This window comes from Chitinophaga rhizophila (assembly GCF_019492185.1).
Lineage (GTDB): Bacteria > Bacteroidota > Bacteroidia > Chitinophagales > Chitinophagaceae > Chitinophaga > Chitinophaga rhizophila.
The window spans coordinates 830865-851830 of record NZ_JAICCF010000004.1 but is presented as its reverse complement, the minus strand read 5'-3'; the positions used below and the strand labels follow the sequence as shown (position 1 = coordinate 851830).

Annotated in this window: 3 protein-coding genes; all 3 read left to right on the top strand. The window is 45.6% G+C overall.

Annotated features, from left to right (window positions below; genetic code table 11):
* The first annotated feature begins 15 nt into the window (after window positions 1-15).
* From K1Y79_RS22980 to K1Y79_RS22970, 3 genes are read left to right on the top strand one after another with little or no spacing between them, the layout of a single operon-like run.
* On the top strand, window positions 16-3129 hold the full coding sequence (locus tag K1Y79_RS22980) for a non-ribosomal peptide synthetase (RefSeq protein WP_220252542.1): 3114 nt from the start codon (window positions 16-18) through the stop codon (window positions 3127-3129).
* Between the two features lie 13 nt (window positions 3130-3142).
* Entirely contained in the window at window positions 3143-14533 is an 11391-nt protein-coding gene (locus K1Y79_RS22975) for a non-ribosomal peptide synthetase (protein ID WP_220252541.1), read from the top strand.
* Window positions 14534-14550: 17 nt separating this feature from the next.
* Entirely contained in the window at window positions 14551-20964 is a 6414-nt protein-coding gene (locus K1Y79_RS22970) for a non-ribosomal peptide synthetase (protein WP_220252540.1), read from the top strand.
* Window positions 20965-20966: the final 2 nt, after the last annotated feature.

Here is a 20966-nt window from a genome sequence, read left to right as displayed (position 1 = left end):
TTTAATAAATGACATATGATTTTTCAGCATGAACTGATCAGTTGTTTAAAAAAATATGCGGGAGAAACCGCCATCCTTGACGGAGACGTTGCCACGTCTTACGAACAGTTATTGGCGGACGCCAACAGGGTAACCCGTTTTCTTATAAACAAGGGTATCCGGAAGGGTACGATGGTAGGTATATCACTAGACAACAGAACGAAATTGATTACCACCATCATCGGCATACTAAATGCCGGCTGTGTGTTTGTGCCGATAGATAGTAATCTGCCGCAATACAGGCTGGATAGCATGACAGACAAGCTGAAACTGCAATATTATATATACGGGAGTGTAAATGAAAAAGTGCTGGTACAACATGGTATTACGATAGAAGATATTTTCAGTGCAGAAGCAAATACAGAACTTGTTGAGTATCCTGTATTTGATGCGTCAGACAATATCTATGTATATTTTACTTCCGGCTCTACAGGCACGCCGAAGGGTATACTTGGCAGAAACGAGAGTCTGGCGCAATTTATTTCCTGGGAAATATCAGCGTTTGATATACAACGGGGGTGTCGGGTAAGTCAGTTCATTAGTCCGTACTTCGATGCATTTCTCCGCGACATCTTTGTGCCGCTGATGGCAGGTGGTACTATCTGCGTGCCACCGGCAGGAGACACGTTCAGAGACGCTGGCTTCATTACTCAATGGATCAATGCACAAAAGATCAACCTGATTCATTGTGTGCCCAGTCTTTTCCGGCTGATCAATAATGAACAGGTTACGGCCGCCGACTATGAGAATCTGCAACATGTATTGTTATCGGGAGAGAAAATCAATCCGGCGGATCTCAAACCCTGGTACCAGACCTTCGATACACGTATTTCACTGGTGAACCTGTACGGTCCATCAGAAACAACAATGATCCGTACTTTCTACAGGATCCAACCGACAGATGCCAATCAGCCACGTATACCTGTTGGTCAGCCTATACCAGGTACGAGAATATTGATAGCAAAGAAGGATCTGACCCCGTGTGAAAAACTCATACCAGGTGAATTATACATTATATCAGCATATAGCTCGAACGGCTACCTGGATGAGCCGGCGTTGTCTCAGGAGCGGTTCATAACGATACATGCCGGTACAAAAGACGAAGCCCAGGCATACAGAACGGGAGACATTGCCCGCATGCTGATCAATGGCAATATCGATCTGATCGGTAGGGAAGACAGGCAAGTGAAGCTCAGAGGTGCCCGGATAGAACTCGACGAGATAGAGCGCGTGTTGCTGGATGCCGGTTATCTGGAACAGGCAGTGGTTATGAAACACCAGGATGAGCATAACAACGAATACCTGGTAGCCTTCCTGGTACGGAAACCAGGGGCAGTTATGGAGGGAGATATCAGGCAATTGAGCAAAACGTTTTTAGCGGACCGGCTGCCGGCGTACATGATTCCGGGTGATTTCAGAGAAGTGGCACATGTACCCCTTTTAAGCAACGGTAAGATCAATTATAAGGAGTTGCTGCATCAGATGTCACAACGGCAGGTTATAGCGCCAGAAAACGATATAGAAGCACGTTTACTGTCAGTGTGGAAGGATACATTGGGTGATAAGGAGTTTTCGACCGACGATAGTTTCTATAAGGTTGGAGGCAATTCGCTGAATACCATGAAGCTGATCGGGAGGATTCACAAAGAGTTCAATGTGAGGATCTCGTTGAGTGAATTGTTTAATCACCTGACAATCCAGCAACAGGCACGGATGGTGGGTAAGCGCCATGCAGACAACCAGATGACCATTGAAAAAGCAGCAGATAAAGCAGCTTATCACGTTTCTGCTGTACAGGAACGAATTTATTACACTTATGAGTTGAATAAAACAGGTGTAGCATTTAATCTGCCAGTCGCCTGGAAAGTAGATGCAGCACTAGACCTGGAAAGGCTTACGGCTGCGTTGAAGGCGCTTATTCAACGTCATGAGAGTCTGCGAACCGGTTTTGGAATTGCGGATGGTCAGCTGTTACAAACAATTGCATCAGATGTCGAATTTACGTTGGAAACCATCGAGACGGATATAGCGTCGATTCCGGAGGTCATAGATAGTTTTATTCGTCCTTTCGATCTTGCGAAACCTGGGTTATTACGTTGTGCCGTTGTGCGGTTGAAAGATGCATACACAATGATGATCGTTGATATCCACCACATTATCTGCGATGGTATTTCCCAGGTGATCCTGTTCAATGACCTGATAAAACTGTATAACGGAAGTCAGCTTGCATCATTACCTATACAGTACCGGGACTATGCCGAGTGGGAATACCAGTTCAGAAAGTCTGAGCTGTATATGTCTCAGCGCGAGTTCTGGCTCAATCAGTTTGAGGGTGAGTTACCAGTAACGAACTTTCCGGTTACCGTCGTAAATGCCGGGCCGGATCCTGATGCAGGTGATAATATATTCTTCCGGATAGGCAAAGAGCAACGTGCGTCATTTATGCGTGTATTGCAAGAAGAAGAGATGACGGTATCATCCGGACTGTTTGCAGCCTATTTTATATTTATCGGATTGCTGACTGGTCAGGAAGATGCGATACTGGGGCTGGGCACATCCGGACGTATCCAGCATGAGCTGGAAGAAGTTACAGGTATGTTTGTTAAAACACTGCCAGTACGGTTCCAGCTTGATACTGATCTGACTTTCAGAAAGTTTGCGAAAGCCATCCATCATCATCTGGTAGAGGTAATCAGCCGGCAACAGTTTGACCTGTCTGATATACTAGGCGAGTTAAACGCTTCCAGGAATAAGCGGGTGAACGAACTGTTTAAAGCAGTCTTTGTATATCAGGATTTTGAAGACAGAGCTACTGCGGAACACGCATTATTTGAGCCATATCAGCTGAACAATGCGGCGGCAAAATATCCGGTCACATTATTTGCTTCCGGAAACGGAGAAGGTTATGACTTCCGGTTTGAATATCAATTGTCATATTTCTCGGTAAGAGATGCGGAACTATTGGTAGACAGATTTATAAACCTGTTCAGTAGCATTGCTGCCAATCCGGATATCACACTAGTATCACTGGCAGGTTACAATGCTGTTCCGGACAGCCCTGTGACAGATAATATCATTCTCAACCTTTAGTTAACGCCATCATATGAGTCAACAATCCACGCTGGATCTTTCCGCGTTAAATATAAATAGCAACATTGCTGTAAGGAATTACTGGAAGAACCGGCTGTCTGATTTTCAGATTGTCAGTTACTTCAATCAGCATGCCCCGGCAGCCATACGGAGAGATTCCGTGATGGAAACTCATACTATTGAGGCAGTAGGTTCGCTGACGCGTGAGTTTAATGCGATTGCCGGTTCACCTGCGGCTAAGCATATAGTATTGATGGCGGCCATTGGTGCATTGGCTAATAAGTATACAACTGTTACTGACGTGATGATATTTACGCCAGTGTATGAGAGCGATAGTCAGCACATTGTTCCTTTCAGGATGCATGTGACTGATACGCAGACTTTTGCAGGTGTGGTGACCGCTGTTAAGGACAATCTCGTGAAAGATATGGGTTATGCAAATTTCCCGTTGGAACGGATGTTCGGAAAAGCGCTGGCAGATTTACCACTCTCATCGGCCATAGGCATGCTCACAGATGAATTGCATGTGCAGGAGCAGTTTGCGCATTTGCCAGTTGGCTTATTATTCTGCTTTAACACTAGAAATGGTGCATTGAAGCTGGAATTGAAGTATAACAGTTCAGTTTATACACCAGATCTGGCAGGCACCATTGCTGACCTGTTCTTTAATCTGCTGCAGAAATGTATAGCAGAAAGGCGGGTGTCGCTGAAGGAGATTAGCTTACTGACAGGAGAAGAAAAGGATGCAATCTTTCGTGGTTTAAATAATGGTCAGCAGGAAGCGACATTACTGGCGTCTTACCACCAGGAGCGCATGTGGTTTATTGACTATTTTGAAGCAGGTGATCTGTATACTGCGGGGCCTGTCTATCATAATATTCCTTTGATTATTGAGCTCAAAGATGTTATACAGTCAGCACAGCTGGAAGGGCGTATGCAGCACCTATTGGCCAGATATGAGATACTGAGGACTGTTATTATCAATATTGAAGACAGTATACAGCAACACATACTGGACAAACCTGACTTTCGCTTCCGGAGTCTGGCTGCTGCTTCAGACCAGGAATTGGATAGGTTAACCAGCGATGAGATTAATACGGCGTTTGAATTAGACAAATTGCTGATCAGAGGTACATTGATTAACAAATGGGATGGCGGCCAACGTGTGATCATCGTATTGCACCATGCGGTAGCAGACCGGTTTACTATACATGCACTGACCCGTGAATTGTTTGAGGAGAATACAACACCATTTCTTCCTTATCACAGGTTCTCAGAATGGCAAAAAGAGGGTTTCCGGCAGCTGGAGTTTCACCTGTTTCCTTTCTGGAAACGCATGTTATCAGGTGGTCGCTTGAAAGCACTGGAACTGCCGACAGACAGGGCAAGAGCTAAAATTCATATTTATAAAGCTGGTATCGTTGATATCGCTGTTCCACAGCAGGTAACAACCGAATTGCTGGCTTGTCAGGCTGCAACAGGCATCAGTGCCCGGGTAATCCTGATGGCCATATTCAAAGTACTGTTATACAGATATGCAAGGCACGAGGAGATTGTGATTGGTACCAGTGTAGATAACAGGCACGCGGGGTTGTCCGGCATGATAGGGCCCGTTGCTAACCTGATAGTGATAAGAAGTTTTGTGCCACAAGCAGGTTCCTTTACGGAATATCTTCATCAATTAGCAGAGATCTACGACAGCTGTCTGGCACATAGTGAGATGCCTTTTGATAAACTGGTGGCAGATCTGGCACCGGAAAAAGATATGGCCAGAACGGCACTGTTTGACGTGCTTTACCAGTTTGAGGAACGCACTGCTTTGCCTGCAGGCATCAGCGTTGTCGAAACTAACCTTGGTTATGGTAAATATGATCTTAATCTACTGTTGCAGTTAGATGGAGATGTATTACAGGGTAAGCTGGTCTACAATAGCGAATATTTTGATGCAGACACTGTATCAGCCTTTGCACGGCACTTTTATGAGCTTGCTAACAGTCTGCTGACTGCTCCCGAAGCCAGTTTGTCTTCAGCCCGCCTACTGCCGGTGGAGGAAGAGCAGTCTTTGTTACAATCACTCGATTATAGTGAGGTAGATTTCCCGGTATCGGAGACAGTACATAGTCTGTTTGAAAAGCAGGCCGCTTTGCATGGAGACAGGCCGGCGTTGATCTTCGGCGACCGGACAATGAGTTACGGTGAACTGAATGAAGCCAGCGAGCGCCTGGCCGCCTATCTGCGTAATGCAGGTGTACAACCAGGTGTGATCGTTGGTTTGTTGGTAGATCGGGGTATGGAAACTGTGATAGGCATGCTGGGTATCCTAAAAGCAGGTGGTGCTTACCTGCCTGTTGACGTCACATATCCTGAATCGCGTAAGTCGTACATGGTTGAAGACAGTGGTACGCCGTTGTTGTTAAGTACTAAAGACGTAACGGACGCCGCATCTTATGGTGTGCCGGTGTATTATATAGAAGATGGTATTACCTATGACGGGTCATTGGACAGGACGACTGGTTCCGGTCCTGCAGATCTTTGTTATATTATCTACACCTCCGGCACTACGGGTAATCCGAAAGGAGTGATGGTCGGTCATAGTCATGTGGTACGGCTGTTATTCAATGAAGCGTTTCAGTTTGATTTTAATGAGTCCGATGTATGGACGATGTTTCATAGTCATTGTTTTGACTTCAGTGTATGGGAGATGTATGGGGCATTGTTATATGGAGGTCGTCTTGTGATCATTCCCAGGATAGTGGCACGCGATCCGCTGGCCTACCTGGAATTGCTGGAGAAAGAAGGAGTAACGGTGTTAAATCAGACCCCGTGGTCTTTCTATCAGTTAAGTTCAGGTCCCCGGAAAGATCTTCGGCTTAGGTATGTGATATTTGGAGGTGAAGCGTTGGTGCCGTCTAAGCTGCGTCAGTTTCATGAGACATACCCACAGGTGAAGCTGATCAACATGTTTGGTATTACGGAAACAACCGTACATGTTACCTATAAAGAACTGACCACCGCAGACCTTGATCAGGATGTGAGCAACATTGGGAAACCTATTCCGACACTGTCGTTATATATTCTGGATGAACAGATGCGGCCAGTGCCTCGTGGCGTTTTAGGGGAGCTGTATGTTGGTGGGGCTGGGGTAGCGCAAGGCTACCTGAACAAAGCGGAATTAACCTCCCGTAGATTCATAGATAATCCTTATGGTGCAGGTCTATTGTACCGATCCGGGGATCAGGGGCGTCAGCTGGCCAGTGGAGACGTGGAGTATCTGGGTCGCATTGATAGCCAGGTGAAGATCCGGGGCTTTAGAATAGAGTTGGGAGAGATAGAAAGTCATCTGTCAGGGTACGCTGGCATCAGCTCCAGTGTAGTACACCCGTATGAGGAGTCAGGTGAGAAGAGCCTGGTAGCGTATTATGTGACATCATCAGAGCTGGACCATGGTAGTTTGCGTCAGTACTTATCCAGCAAATTACCGGAGCATATGGTTCCATCCTATTTTATGCGTTTATCGTCATTACCGTTGACCGGTAATGGGAAGATTGACCGCCGGTCATTGCCGGCCCCGGTAATAGGGGAGGAAGATAGCTTTGTACCTGCAGGGGATGAGCTGGAATCGAGGTTGGTAGCTATCTGGTCAGAGGTATTGAAGGTGGAAGAAGAGCGTATCAGTGTTACGCGAAGCTTCTTTGAGCTGGGCGGTCATTCACTGAAGGTGACAATCTTATCAAATAAGATCCAACAGGCGCTTTCAGTATCGGTGCCGGTAAAGGAGATCTTTACGAATCAGGACATCAGAAGTCTGGCAACTTACATTCGCTCCTGCCTTCCTGGGAGTTATTATCCTGTTCCGGTAGCTCCATTGGCAGCGTTATATCCATTATCATCAGCTCAAAAAAGACTCTACTTCCTGTATGAGATGAATCGTGAGTCATTGGCCTACAATATGTTACAGGTGACACGATTGTATGGCCGGGTGGATATCCCTTACCTGACCGCATGTTTTCACAAGTTAATCATGCGGCACGAGAGTTTGCGTACAGCGATTGTGCCGGTAGGTGATAGCGTAATGCAGCAGGTAGCGAACTCGGTTGACTTTACAATCAGTATATATGAAAGCACCGAAGATAGTGCCATGCGCATCATTGAAGGATTCCATCGACCTTTCGATTTAAGCGTGTCTCCGCTTATCCGGGTTGGATTGGTGAAGATTTCTGAAGAAGAGCATCTGTTACTGATGGATATGCATCACATTATCACAGATGGACTGTCACAGATAATACTGATCCGGGAGTTTATGCAGATCTATGCAGGAGAGGCCCTGCCTGCACTTCGTATCGGTTACAAGGATTATGCGGTATGGCAGGAAAGTGAAAGTCAACTGGCAATACGTGCAGACCGCCGGTCTTATTGGCTGGATGTATTCTCAGGAGAGCTGCCAGTATTGACACTGCCACTGGACTATAAGCGTCCGCTCATACCGGGTGACAAAGGCGACGTTGTACGTTTTACGCTTAGCAGGGAAGAGGTAGCCGGTCTTAAGAGTCTGGCTACGGAATCACAGGCAACATTGTTTATGGTAATGTTATCACTGTACAATATACTGTTGTCCCGGCTGAGTAATCAGGACGATGTAGTGGTAGGTATAACAGTCTCAGGACGATACCATGCAGACCTTGAACCATTGACAGGTATGTTTGTCAACACAGTTCCTTTACGGAATTATCCCAGAAGGAACCAGTCATTCATGACTTACCTGGCGGATGTGCGCAGGCGTACGCTTGAAGATCTTGAGCACCAGTCATATCCTTTTGAGTTGCTGGTTGAAGATCTGGCAGTACAACGCGATACGAGCCGTAATCCGTTGTTCGATGTAATGTTTGCGTATGAGAATTTTGACGTGGCCACATTAGCCATACCAGGATTACAGCTTCAGCCATACATCCATAATGAGTTATTGTCCAAGTTTGATATGACGCTAACGGTGACTGAATCAAGCGAAGATTTACACCTGGACTTTGAGTACGCCACAGATTTGTTTAAGCGGAATACAATAGTGCGTTTTGCGACATACTATCAACAAATAGTACGCGCGGTAGTTGATGATCGTAATGTGTTGTTGTCAGATATTGCCATGCTACCGGTAGAGGAAAAGTATGCATTATTACAGGAATTTAATAATACCGGCAGACCGTATGGAGAAGCTACTTTTACAGAAGTTTTCAGCAAACAGGTACAGCATCATGCACAAGCTATTGCCGTAAAGCATCAGTCAGTAGAACTGGATTACCAGACATTAGATGCCAGGTCAAACAGCATAGCGCAATTGCTTATCTCAGCAGGCGCAGTGCCAGGGGCTGTGATTCCTTTATTAATGGATCGTACTATTGATTTGTTAGTATGGATTATAGGTGTTCAGAAGATGGGAGGTGTCTTTATTGCACTTGACACGCGCCATCCGGCAGACCGTATAGCGGGCGTACTGAATGATTGTTCACCTTACCTGCTGGTTACACAGGAAAAGTATGCATCTGGCTTAGGTGTCAATGTAAAGACGATTTTGGCAGATTCAATTTCGGATGAGCTGCCTAATGCTGAAAACTGGCAACCTGTAATCCGATCAGCAGAAGATATCGCATACATCGTTTATACATCCGGATCAACCGGCGTGCCCAAAGGAGTACTTCTGGATCATGCAGGAATGGTCAACCATTTTTATGGACTGCGCGATCTATTACAGCTTACGGCCGCAGACCGGTTCGCACAGACAGCAGAATGTAGTTTCGATATTTATCTCGTCCAGATGTTACTGGCGCTTACAGTTGGTGGGTGTACGCATATTGTGGACAGAGAGGTAATGTTAGATGTAAACCGTCTTTCTGATGAACTGATAGCAGGAGATATAACTATACTTGAGGTTGTACCATCGGTAATCCGCATGTTAGCGAATGCCGGACCTTTACAACTGGGAAAATTGCGGTGCGTTATCTCAACCGGAGAGGCATTGACAAGAGAGCTTGCGCTGGCGTGGTACAGATCCTTCCCTGATATACAGCTGATAAATCTTTATGGACCCGCTGAAACTTCAGATGATGTCAGCTATTATATTGTTCCGAAAGATCTGGAGGAAGAAGGTAGCATCAATCTGCCTGTGGGATATCCATTGCCTAATTTCCACATTCATATACTGGATTCCTCTCTTCGACTTTGCCCGGTCGGAGTAAGTGGAGAGATCTGTATTGCAGGCGTGGGAGTAGGAAAAGGGTATATCAAAGACAGATCTTTAACTGCATCAAAGTTTGTAGTTAATCCATATGCAGCGGATGCAGCATATAGCAGAATGTACCGTACTGGTGACATTGGATACCGGGATGAGCAGGGACTGATTTACCTGAGTGGTCGCGTTGACAACATGATTAAAATCCGTGGAGCCAGAATCGAAGCGGGAGATATAGAGGCACTGTTACAGCAATTTGACAGTATCAGCCAGACGCTGGTGGTATGTCGGGAAAACAGGGAACAAAAATACCTGGTAGCATATTACGCAGCGCCAGCCGAAATAGAGAGTGACCTATTGGCGGGCTATTTATCCGGTAAGTTACCCGAGTATATGGTACCGGCAGCCTATGTTCATTTGACAACATTCCCCCTTACGCTGAGCGGGAAAATAGATAAGCGGGCATTGCCGGAACCGGTTTTTGCGGAAGAAGTATATCAGGCTCCTTCGACAAAAGAAGAAATATTACTCGCTGAAGTCTGGACGAAGATACTCGGGGTTGCCCGCGTCGGCATTGTTGACAATTTCTTCTCTCTCGGCGGAGATTCTATCAAATCCATTCAGATCAGTTCCCGGGTACGTGCTGCCGGGTATGAATTGTCTGTAAAAGACATTTTCGCCAATCAGACAATCAGAGCGTTAGCCAGACGCATGAAGGTATTACGGACGAAAGTTAAGCAGGAGGTTGTGCAGGGTACATCTGTACTCACTCCGGTACAAAAATACTACCTGAACGGTGCAATTGCCGCCAAGGCGCATTACAATCAATCCGTGATGCTGCATTTTCCTGCTGGCATTTCAGGGGATGTAGTAAGACAGATTTTCACTTACCTCCAATTGCATCACGATGCTTTGCGTATTGTTTTGAAAGAAGGTCCGGCTGGGTTACAACTTGATACTAAATCACCTGATCTCCCTATATCTCTGACGGAATATGCATCCTATAGCGAAGATGCCTGCACAGACTTACAAAGCGGTATAGACTTGTTTGCAGGACCGCTGATGAAACTTGGCCTGTTTCATCTTGCAGAGGGTAGTCATCTGCTGATAGTCATACATCACCTGGTGATAGATGGGGTATCCTGGCGTATACTTTTTGAAGATATTACAACATTATACGAGCAGGTGCTGCAGAAGCAACCATTTTCTTTGCCAGGCAGAACAGCGTCATTTCTTTCCTGGGCAGGTCATCTGCAACAGTATATGGCCACTCCTGGTTATCAGAAAGGGCAGTCATACTGGAAAAAATTTGAGAATCATCAGTGCGGAATGATCGCCAGGGATATACCTTCAGGTGAGAATCGTGGTGTTGACGTACGTCATACAGGTTTCTCTGTAGACGAGGTATATACCCGCCAACTACTGAGAGAGGTGCCGGATTCCTTCAGGACTTCAGTAGAAGAGGTATTATTAACCGCTTTTACGGCAGCGGTATCTCTCCAATACGGACAGTCTAAGGTGCGTATTGATCTGGAAGGGCATGGCAGGGAAGACGTAGTCGGGGCGGTAGATGTAAGCCGGACTATCGGCTGGTTTACAAGTGTATACCCAGTCTTGCTGGAACAAAAAGGGAGTAACTGGGGAGATAGGTTACGTAATGTAAAAGAGTCATTGCGTACTATTCCAAATAAGGGAATTGATTACCTGCTATACCGGTCAGCAGACGCTGAACGGTCTGGTATCAGCTTTAATTATCTCGGTCAATTTGATACGGATACATCAAATGAGTATTACCGGATATCCGACCTGGGCAGAGGTTATGATATTGATCCACAACAGACGCGCGAATATGACTGGGACATTACCGGTATGATCAGCGGCGAGGTACTGCATGTCAATATATCATACAGTAGCCTTCAATACGCGGCCGAGACGATACAGGGATTGCTGGGGCATTTTGAAGCATGCCTCCTGGCAATCATTAACTATTGCCTGGATAAAACGCATGCAGCACTCAGTCCGTCAGATCTCACGGGCAACAACATTTCTATGGAGGTGCTGGACCAGCTGCAATCACAATATGCATTGCAGGATATTTATCCGTTATCGCCTATGCAGGAAGGGATGTTGTTTCATACCCTGTATGACAGCGAAGCAGATCATTACTTTGAGCAAATCTGCTATAACCTGGACGGTAAGCTAAATGTGCGGGCAGTAGAAAACACTTTGCAAGCCTTAACATCCCGTTATGATATTTTAAGAACAATCTTTTTGTATGAGGGCTACGACCAGTTGTTGCAGGTTGTTCTCAAAGAGAGAACGGTGGATTTTTCATTCCTTGACATGCGGAGAGCATGTTTGGAGGAGGGGGCGGCAGTCGTAGTTGCGCGATGTCAGGAGCAGGATAAGCAGCGGAAGTTTGTGCTCAACAGGGATGTTTTAATGAGATTGACGATTGTGCAGACAGCAGCTGATACATATAGATTTATATGGAGTATGCATCATATCCTGATGGACGGATGGTGTATGGGACTGTTGATCAGGGATTTTAATGAACTGTATGATGCTGCAGTGAAAGGACGTCGTCCTGCATTGGAGCCTGTACAGCCTTATGCGGCGTACATTAAATGGTTGGAAGAACGCGATCCAAAGGTAGGACTTGCCTACTGGGACAATTACCTGAAAGGATATGATCTGCCAGCAGGCTTACCTAAGAAGGGCATTTCTTCTGGCGGTAATGCATTTGTTCCTTCCAGTCAGCTGTTGACATTACAGGATGCACAGGCAGCTTCGCTGAATGAGCTTTCGGTAAAATATGGTGTAAGCGTTTATACAATTCTTCAATGTATCTGGGGCTTTTTACTACAGTTTTACAATGACAAGGATGATGTAGTCTTTGGATCTGTGGTGTCGGGCCGGCCAGCAGAAGTGGAGGGAATAGAATCAATGCTTGGGCTGTTTATCAATACCGTACCCGTACGTATCTATACGTCCGGCGAAGATAGCATCAGTGATGTGTTCCAACGTGTTCAGCGGCAGTTGCTGGACAGTGAGGAGTACCATTATAATACCTTGCCGGATATACAAAGCAGAAGCGAATTAGGCAGGCAATTGTTAGATCATATCCTGATTTATGAGAATTACCCGGTATCCGAAGAGGTAGGTAGCAACAGCAGTGATTACCGCATAAGTGATATGCATGTTTTTGAGCAGACGAATTATGATTTATCGGTAGTTATTGTACCTGGAACACCATTTACTATTCGATTCGATTATAACAGCGGTATTTATAGCGAGCAGCTTATCGGACAGGTAATGATGCATCTTGAGCAGCTGATGACTGTAGTAGTCAATGATCCATCCCTGCGAGTGAAAGAGCTATCGCTGTCAACCGATCTGGGTAATTATAACAATACAGCTAAGGCATTTGAAGAAGAGCTGTCTATCATTGCCTTGTTTGATCAGCAGGCGGCCAGAACACCTGATGCTATAGCGATAGAGCACGAAGGAAAGGCGATAAGCTATGCAGCATTACAGTCGCTGTCTAATGGTATAGCCGCAGCCTTATCAACAGCTGGTATTCAAGAGGGAGACCTCGTAGGTGTGTTACTGGACCGCGAACCGGGATTTGTGTACAGTGTGCTGGGTATTCTCCGGCTGGGGGCTGCTTATATACCCGTGGATACCACCTATCCATCCGGCAGAATAGCTGGCATATTTACAGATGGACAAGTGAAAGCTGTAATAACCGGTGAGGCCTATGCCGGTCAATGTGAAGGTTTCCGGGTACTCGTCCTGGAGGATCTTGCCATGGATAGCAAGGCAGTACAGCCTGTGCTTGCAGGAGGGGACCGACTGGCATATATGATATATACATCCGGCTCTACAGGTGTACCGAAAGGAGTAATGATCTCTCATCGGTCACTGGTGAACTACATCACCTGGGCAGCAGGGCTATATATCAAATCAAGTCCGGCGGTATTTGCATTGTATACCTCCGTGTCTTTTGATCTGACGATTACAAGTTTATTTACGCCATTAGTTACAGGTGGTCGTTTATTGCTGTACAGCAGTCACGATCCTTTATTGCTGGAAGAAGTGATAAAAGATGCGCGTCTGACTGTTCTGAAAATGACACCATCGCATCTGAAGTTATTATCAGAGATATCAATACCTGCAGGCCACTCGCTGGAGACGTTGATAGTAGGTGGGGAGCAGCTGGAAAGCCGGGTAGCTGCGGCAGTATACAACCAGTTTGAGGGTCGGGTATCGATTTATAATGAGTATGGTCCGACGGAAGCAACAGTAGGCTGTATGTACTACGTATACCAGCCGTCAGACGAGTATGTCAATGTGCCCATAGGTTACCCTGCCGCCAATACACAGATCTACTTGCTGGACCGCTATCAACGCCCGGTACCAGCAGGAGCTGTAGGTGAGTTGTACATAGGAGGTGCGGGTGTAGCCCAGGGCTATTATGGTAAAGCATCACTGACAGCGGAAGTATTCATACCGAATCCGTTTATGCCCGGCACATTGATGTACCGTAGTAAGGATACGGGGATCTATGATGCAGGTTGTGGTCTGCTGTTCACGGGGCGTAGCGATAGTCAGCTGAAAATCCGCGGATACCGGATAGAACCCGGTGAGATCGTACACCATGTATGTCAGCATGCCGGGATCCGTGAAGCGGTTGTATTGGAACGTCATCAGCAACTGGTATGTTATTATGTATCGGAAGAAGCGTGTGAGATCACACTGGGTGATGTATTACCAGCATATATGATACCGTCCCATTATGTGCATCTGGTGTCGTTACCGCTGACAAGTAATGGTAAGCTGGATACGGGAGCGTTACCAGACCCTGTTGGAGGTATGGATGAATATGAATCACCGTCGGCAGGTACTGCACAGCAGCTGGCAGATATCTGGGCAGACATACTGAAGATCGAGGTGTCTTCGATCAGTGCCAAGGCTAACTTCTTCACACTGGGAGGTCATTCACTGAATGCGCTGACACTGAGAAACAGGATCTATCATGCTTTTAATGTGCATATGAGTCTCAAGGAGCTATTTGAATACAATACGATAGAGCATGCTGCTGAGTATATTGACAATGAGCTATGGGTAAAGCAGCAGCAGAAGCAGAAGAATTTGTCGGATGAAGAATATTTAATTGATTAACGGATTGTAATTTTCTTATGAACGCTATTATCTCGAAACTCAGAAAGCTGGGAGTTGAATTAAAGCTTGTCGATAATAAACTTAAAGCAAGTGCTCCCAATGGTGTGCTTACCAGGGAGCTGCTAGAAGAGATCAAGCAGCATAAAGACTCCCTGATTAGCTATATTAACGGAATTGCCGGTAAGGAGGATATTGATTATCCAGTGCCGGTAGCCGATAAGGATAGCTATGCGCTTTCATCAGCCGCCAGAAGATTATACTTTCTGTATGAAATGGACAGGCTTTCGCTGAGTTATAACATGCTGCAGGTGATAAGGCTTCAGGGACAACTGGACAGAGCCCGTATTACCCAGTCTCTTAACTCACTGTTGGAAAGGCACGAAGGATTACGTACTTATTTTGAAATAGCCGATGGCGTACCTGTGCAGAAGATTGCGCAGAATATAACCCTTAATATTGCGATATGCGATAATGTAGAGCAGTTCAGAAAGCCATTTGATCTCTCGAAGGCACCATTGATAAGGGTGGGACTTACGCAGATCTCAGCTGAAGAACACCTGTTGATGATTGATATGCATCATATCATAACTGATGGTGTTTCACAGGAGATACTGATTAATGACTTTATGCAGTTATATGTGGGTCAGGAATTGGCTCCTTTGAAACTACAGTATAAGGATTACTCAGAATGGCAGCAAAGAAGGATGCAGTCTGTGGATATGATCAATCATCAGGCATTCTGGAAAACCGTATTCGCAACGCCTCCGCCTGTGCTGGAATTACCGGTAGATTTCCCCAGACCACCTGTTCGCAGTACCGAGGGCGCTATATGTTCATTTGAGCTGGACACTGCTACGACAGCAGCCCTCAGACAACTGGCTGCCGGGAATGAGGTGACTATGTTTATGATGCTGCTGGCGCTGTATAATATTCTGCTGGGCGCTTTAAGCTCCCAGGATGATATTGTAGTTGGTACGCCTGTTACCGGACGTACACATCCTGAATTGGAAAATATTATAGGCATGTTTGTTAACATGCTTCCTATCAGGAATTACCCCTCTGGAAAAATGCCTTTTTCAGCATTTCTTACTACCGTAAAACAACGCGTATTAGGCTGTCTGGACCATGAAGAATATCAGTACGAACAAATGATAGATGATTTGAAGATTGTTCGTAATCTGCAACGGAATCCATTATTCGACGTAGTATTTACTTACGAAAGTGCAGATGCTGCAGTCCTGGAAATGCCGGGGTTACAATTGTCTTCGTATGATACAGGAAAAGTTGTATCAAAGTTTGATCTTACTTTGTCTGTAAACGAGTCGGTAGATCATATACGTCTGAGTATAGAATATAACGCACAGTTATTTCAACAGTCAACGATTCAGGAATTTGCCGGGTATTTCAAACAGATCGTTAGCAGCGTTATCGCTGATCCTAATAGGACTATATCAAGTATACGTCTATTGACAGCGGCGCAGGAACATCAGCTGCTGCAATCACTTGATTTTAGTGAGGTAGCTTTTCCAGTATCGGAGACAGTACATAGTTTATTTGAAAAGCAGGTCGCTTTGCATGGAGACAGGACGGCGTTGATCTTCGGCGACCGGACCATGAGTTACAGTGAACTGAATGAAGCCAGCGAGTGTCTGGCCGCCTATCTGCGTAATGCAGGTGTACAACCAGGTGTAATTGTTGGTTTGCTGGTAGATCGGGGTATGGAAACCGTGATAGGCATGCTGGGTATCCTAAAAGCAGGTGGTGCTTACCTGCCTGTTGACGTCACCTATCCTGAATCGCGTAAGTCGTACATGGTTGAAGACAGTGGAACGCCGTTGTTGTTAAGTACTAAAGACGTAACGGACGCCGCATCTTATGGTGTGCCGGTGTATTATATAGAAGATGGTATTGCCTATGACGGGTCATTGGACAGGACGACTGGTTCCGGTCCTGCAGATCTTTGTTATATCATCTATACCTCCGGGACTACGGGTAATCCGAAAGGAGTGATGGTCGGTCATAGTCATGTGGTACGGCTGTTATTCAATGAAGCGTTCCAGTTTGATTTTAATGAGTCCGATGTATGGACGATGTTTCATAGTCATTGTTTTGACTTCAGCGTATGGGAGATGTATGGGGCATTGTTATATGGAGGTCGTCTTGTGATCATACCCAGGATAGTGGCACGCGATCCGCTGGCCTACCTGGAAGTGCTGGAGAAAGAAGGGGTAACGGTGTTGAATCAGACCCCGTGGTCTTTCTATCAGTTAAGTTCAGGTCCCCGGAAAGATTTTCGGCTTCGGTATGTAATATTTGGAGGTGAAGCGTTGGTGCCTTCTAAGCTGCGTCAGTTTCATGAGACATACCCACAGGTGAAGCTGATCAACATGTTTGGTATTACGGAAACAACCGTACATGTTACCTATAAAGAACTGACCACCGCAGATCTTGATCAGGATTTGAGCAACATTGGGAAACCTATTCCGACACTGTCGTTATATATTCTGGATGAACAGATGCGGCCAGTGCCTCGTGGCGTTTTAGGAGAGCTGTATGTTGGTGGGGCTGGGGTAGCGCAAGGCTACCTGAACAAAGCGGAATTAACCTCCCGTAGGTTCATAGATAATCCTTATGGTGCAGGTCTGCTGTACCGATCCGGGGATCAGGGGCGTCAGCTGGCCAGTGGGGACGTGGAGTATCTGGGTCGCATTGATAGCCAGGTGAAGATCCGGGGCTTTAGAATAGAGTTGGGAGAGATAGAAAGTCATCTGTCAGGTTACGCTGGCATCAGCTCTAGTGTAGTACATCCGTATGAGGAGTCAGGTGAGAAGAGCCTGGTGGCGTATTACGTGACATCATCAGAGCTGGACCATGGTAGTTTGCGTCAGTACTTATCCAGCAAATTACCGGAGCATATGGTTCCATCCTATTTTATGCGTTTATCGTCATTACCGTTGACCGGTAATGGGAAGATTGACCGCCGGTCATTGCCGGCCCCGGTAGTAGGGGAGGAAGATAGCTTTGTACCTGCCGGGGATGAGCTGGAATCGAGGTTGGTAGCTATCTGGTCAGAGGTATTGAAGGTGGAAGAAGAGCGTATCAGTGTTACGCGAAGCTTCTTTGAGCTGGGCGGCCATTCACTGAAGGTGACAATCTTATCAAATAAGATCCAACAGGCGCTTTCAGTACCGGTGTCGGTAAAGGAGATCTTTACCAATCAGGACATCAGAAGTCTGGCAAGTATAATCCGTTCCAGGATACCTGAGCAGCATATACCGATTGATCCTGCGTTACCGGCAATAGCTTATCCTTTATCCTCAACCCAAAGGAGGCTTTATTTCCTGTATGAACTCAATCGTCAGTCGTTAGCCTACAATATGTTACAGGTGACACGATTATATGGCCGATTGGATATCCCATACCTGACTGCATGTTTTCACAAGTTAATCATGCGTCACGAGAGTTTGCGTACAGCGATTGTTCCGGTAGGTGATAGCGTAATGCAGCAGGTTGCGAACTCGGTTGACTTTACAATCAGCATATATGAGGGAACAGAAGATAGTGCAAGGCAGATTATTGAGGAGTTTCATCATCCTTTTGATATTGGTAAGTCACCACTTATTAGGGTTGGATTAGTAAAGATCTCTAAAGAAGAGCATCTGTTACTGATGGATATGCATCACATCATCACAGATGGACTGTCCCAGATAATACTGATACGGGAGTTTATGCAGATCTATGCAGGAGAGACCCTGCCTGCACTTCGTATCGGTTATAAGGATTATGCAGTATGGCAGGAGAGCGAAAGGCAATTAGCAGTACGTGGCAACAATCGGGCTTATTGGCTGGATGTATTCTCAGGAGAAGTGCCAGTGTTAACACTGCCATTTGACTATAAACGTCCTCAGATATTAGGAGATAAGGGTGATACTGTTCAATTTGCATTGACCCGGGAGGAAGTGTCGGCATTGAAGAGAATTGCTGCGGAATCACAGTCCACATTATTTATGGTGATGTTGTCTTTGTACAATATATTGTTATCCCGGTTAAGTAATCAGGATGACATTATCATCGGAACACCTGTATCAGGGCGTTACCATGCGGACCTGGAAGGTTTGGTAGGTATGTTCGTGAACACCATTGCCTTACGTAATACTGTTACTGGCGACGCCACATTTAAAGACTTTCTACTGCATATACGGGAAAATACGCTGAAGCATTTCGAGCACCAGTCTTATCCATTTGAATTATTGGTGGATGACCTCTCTTTGGACAGAGATACAAGTCGGAATCCATTGTTTGATGTCATGTTTGCTTATGACAATCCTGATGATACAGTGCTGGAGATACCGGGTTTGCGGTTGCAGCCGTATTTACATAAAGAGCATTTCGCCAAATTTGATCTGACACATACTGTTAGTGAATCGGTAGATGATTTGCACCTAAGTTTTACCTATTCAACTGAGCTCTTTGATAAGAGTACGATAGATCGATTTGTTGTCTATTACAAGAATATTGTGCGAACTATTGTCAACGATCCTGCCATCCTATTGTCGGATATCAGGATATTGAGTGAGGAAGAACATTTGGCTTTATATAAGGGTGTCATTGAAGCTCCTGTTGAAGATGTGTCCGTGATAACGTTGTTTAATCGTTGTGTAGTTGCAGCACCAACATCAATAGCGCTCGAATATCGTGACAAGGAGATAACATATCAGGAACTGGATCGGTTGTCCGATCAATTTGCAACTCAACTTAATATGTCTGGAATTGGCGTAGGGGATCTGGTAGGTATTATGTTAGACCGGGAACCATTTCTTATAGCAGCAATCTTAGGCGTATTAAAAGCAGGCGCAGCTTACGTGCCTGTTGATATTGACTACCCGATGAATAGGGTGATAACTATTTTTGAAGAGGCGGGTGTGAAAACAGTCATTAGCCGTTCAAGGTTTATAAATGTATGGGAACAAGGGGGACTGATCAACGTAGATAATTACGTTCATGATGCCCCTGGTGAGAAGTTAACTTCATTGCCTGATAGTGATGGCCTTGCCTATGTAATATATACATCCGGCTCAACAGGAGTGCCTAAAGGTGTGATGATTAATCACCGGTCACTTTTAAATTACCTCACCTGGGCATTACGACGTTACTCCGGTAGCACTGCCGATGTTTATTCATTACACACATCCATCGCTTTCGACCTGACCGTGACGAGTCTATTTATGCCCCTGATTTCAGGAAATAGGCTGGTTCTGTATGATAACGAAGATAGTGGTGCTATGTTACTTGAGCAGGTGATTAAGGCTAATCGCAGCACGATCCTGAAGATGACCCCATCTCATCTGAAAATACTGGCAGAAATTCCAGTTGGAGATTCTAATGTTTTGCATACACTGATAGTAGGAGGAGAGCAGCTTGAAAGCCGCGTTGCGGCAGCCATTCACGTAAGATTCGGCGGGCGCGTAAAAATTTACAATGAGTATGGGCCTACAGAGGCGACCGTTGGTTGTATGTGTTATCAGTATAACCCTAATGATGACAGTGTAAATGTGCCAATCGGGTATCCGATTGATAATATGCGGATTCACCTGTTAGACAGATATATGCATCCTGTGCCGGTTGGAGTAGAAGGTGAAATCTACATTTCAGGTGTTGGACTTGCTAATGGCTATTACAAGCAGGAAGAATTGACAAGTTCAGCGTTTATATCTTCTCCATTGCACGGATACGGGCGGATGTATCGGAGTAATGATGTAGCGGTATATCATCCTGAATATGGACTTATTTATCACGGAAGACGGGATAGTCAGCTTAAGCTTCGCGGTAATCGTATAGAGCCGGAAGATATTGTTACCCAGTTGTGTCAACATGAACATATTAGTGAAGCAGCTATATTGGTAAAAGAGGTTGAGACAGACCCGTTGCTAGTCTGCTACTATTTAGCCATTACGCCCTTGGAGGCGCATGGAATCAAAACGTTCCTACGCCATAGATTGCCTGAGTATATGATACCGTCTTTCTTTGTTCATCTTACGAGTTTGCCGCTGACGGTTAACGGTAAGCTGGATACGATCGCTTTACCAGGATACCGCATAGAAGAATTGGCTGTAAGGCAGCTGCCTGTCAGCCAGCTACAACGGGAACTTGCAGGTATTTGGTCAGACGTGTTGGGAGTCGATATTGGTCAGATAGGTGTGAATATGAATTTCTTTGATCTTGGAGGAAATTCTATCAGGCTGGTAAGGATGGTTAACAGGATCAATACACATTTTCAGGTGCAGCTTCCTGTAGCCAGTGTATTCAGGTTTCCAGTAATAGCGGCCATTGCAGAACATTTGCAAGGTCACGATACATCTCAGGAGTCTGACGAAGATGATGGAATACAGCATATGCAGGAAACCCTTGACATATTAAATCAAATTGGATAGTA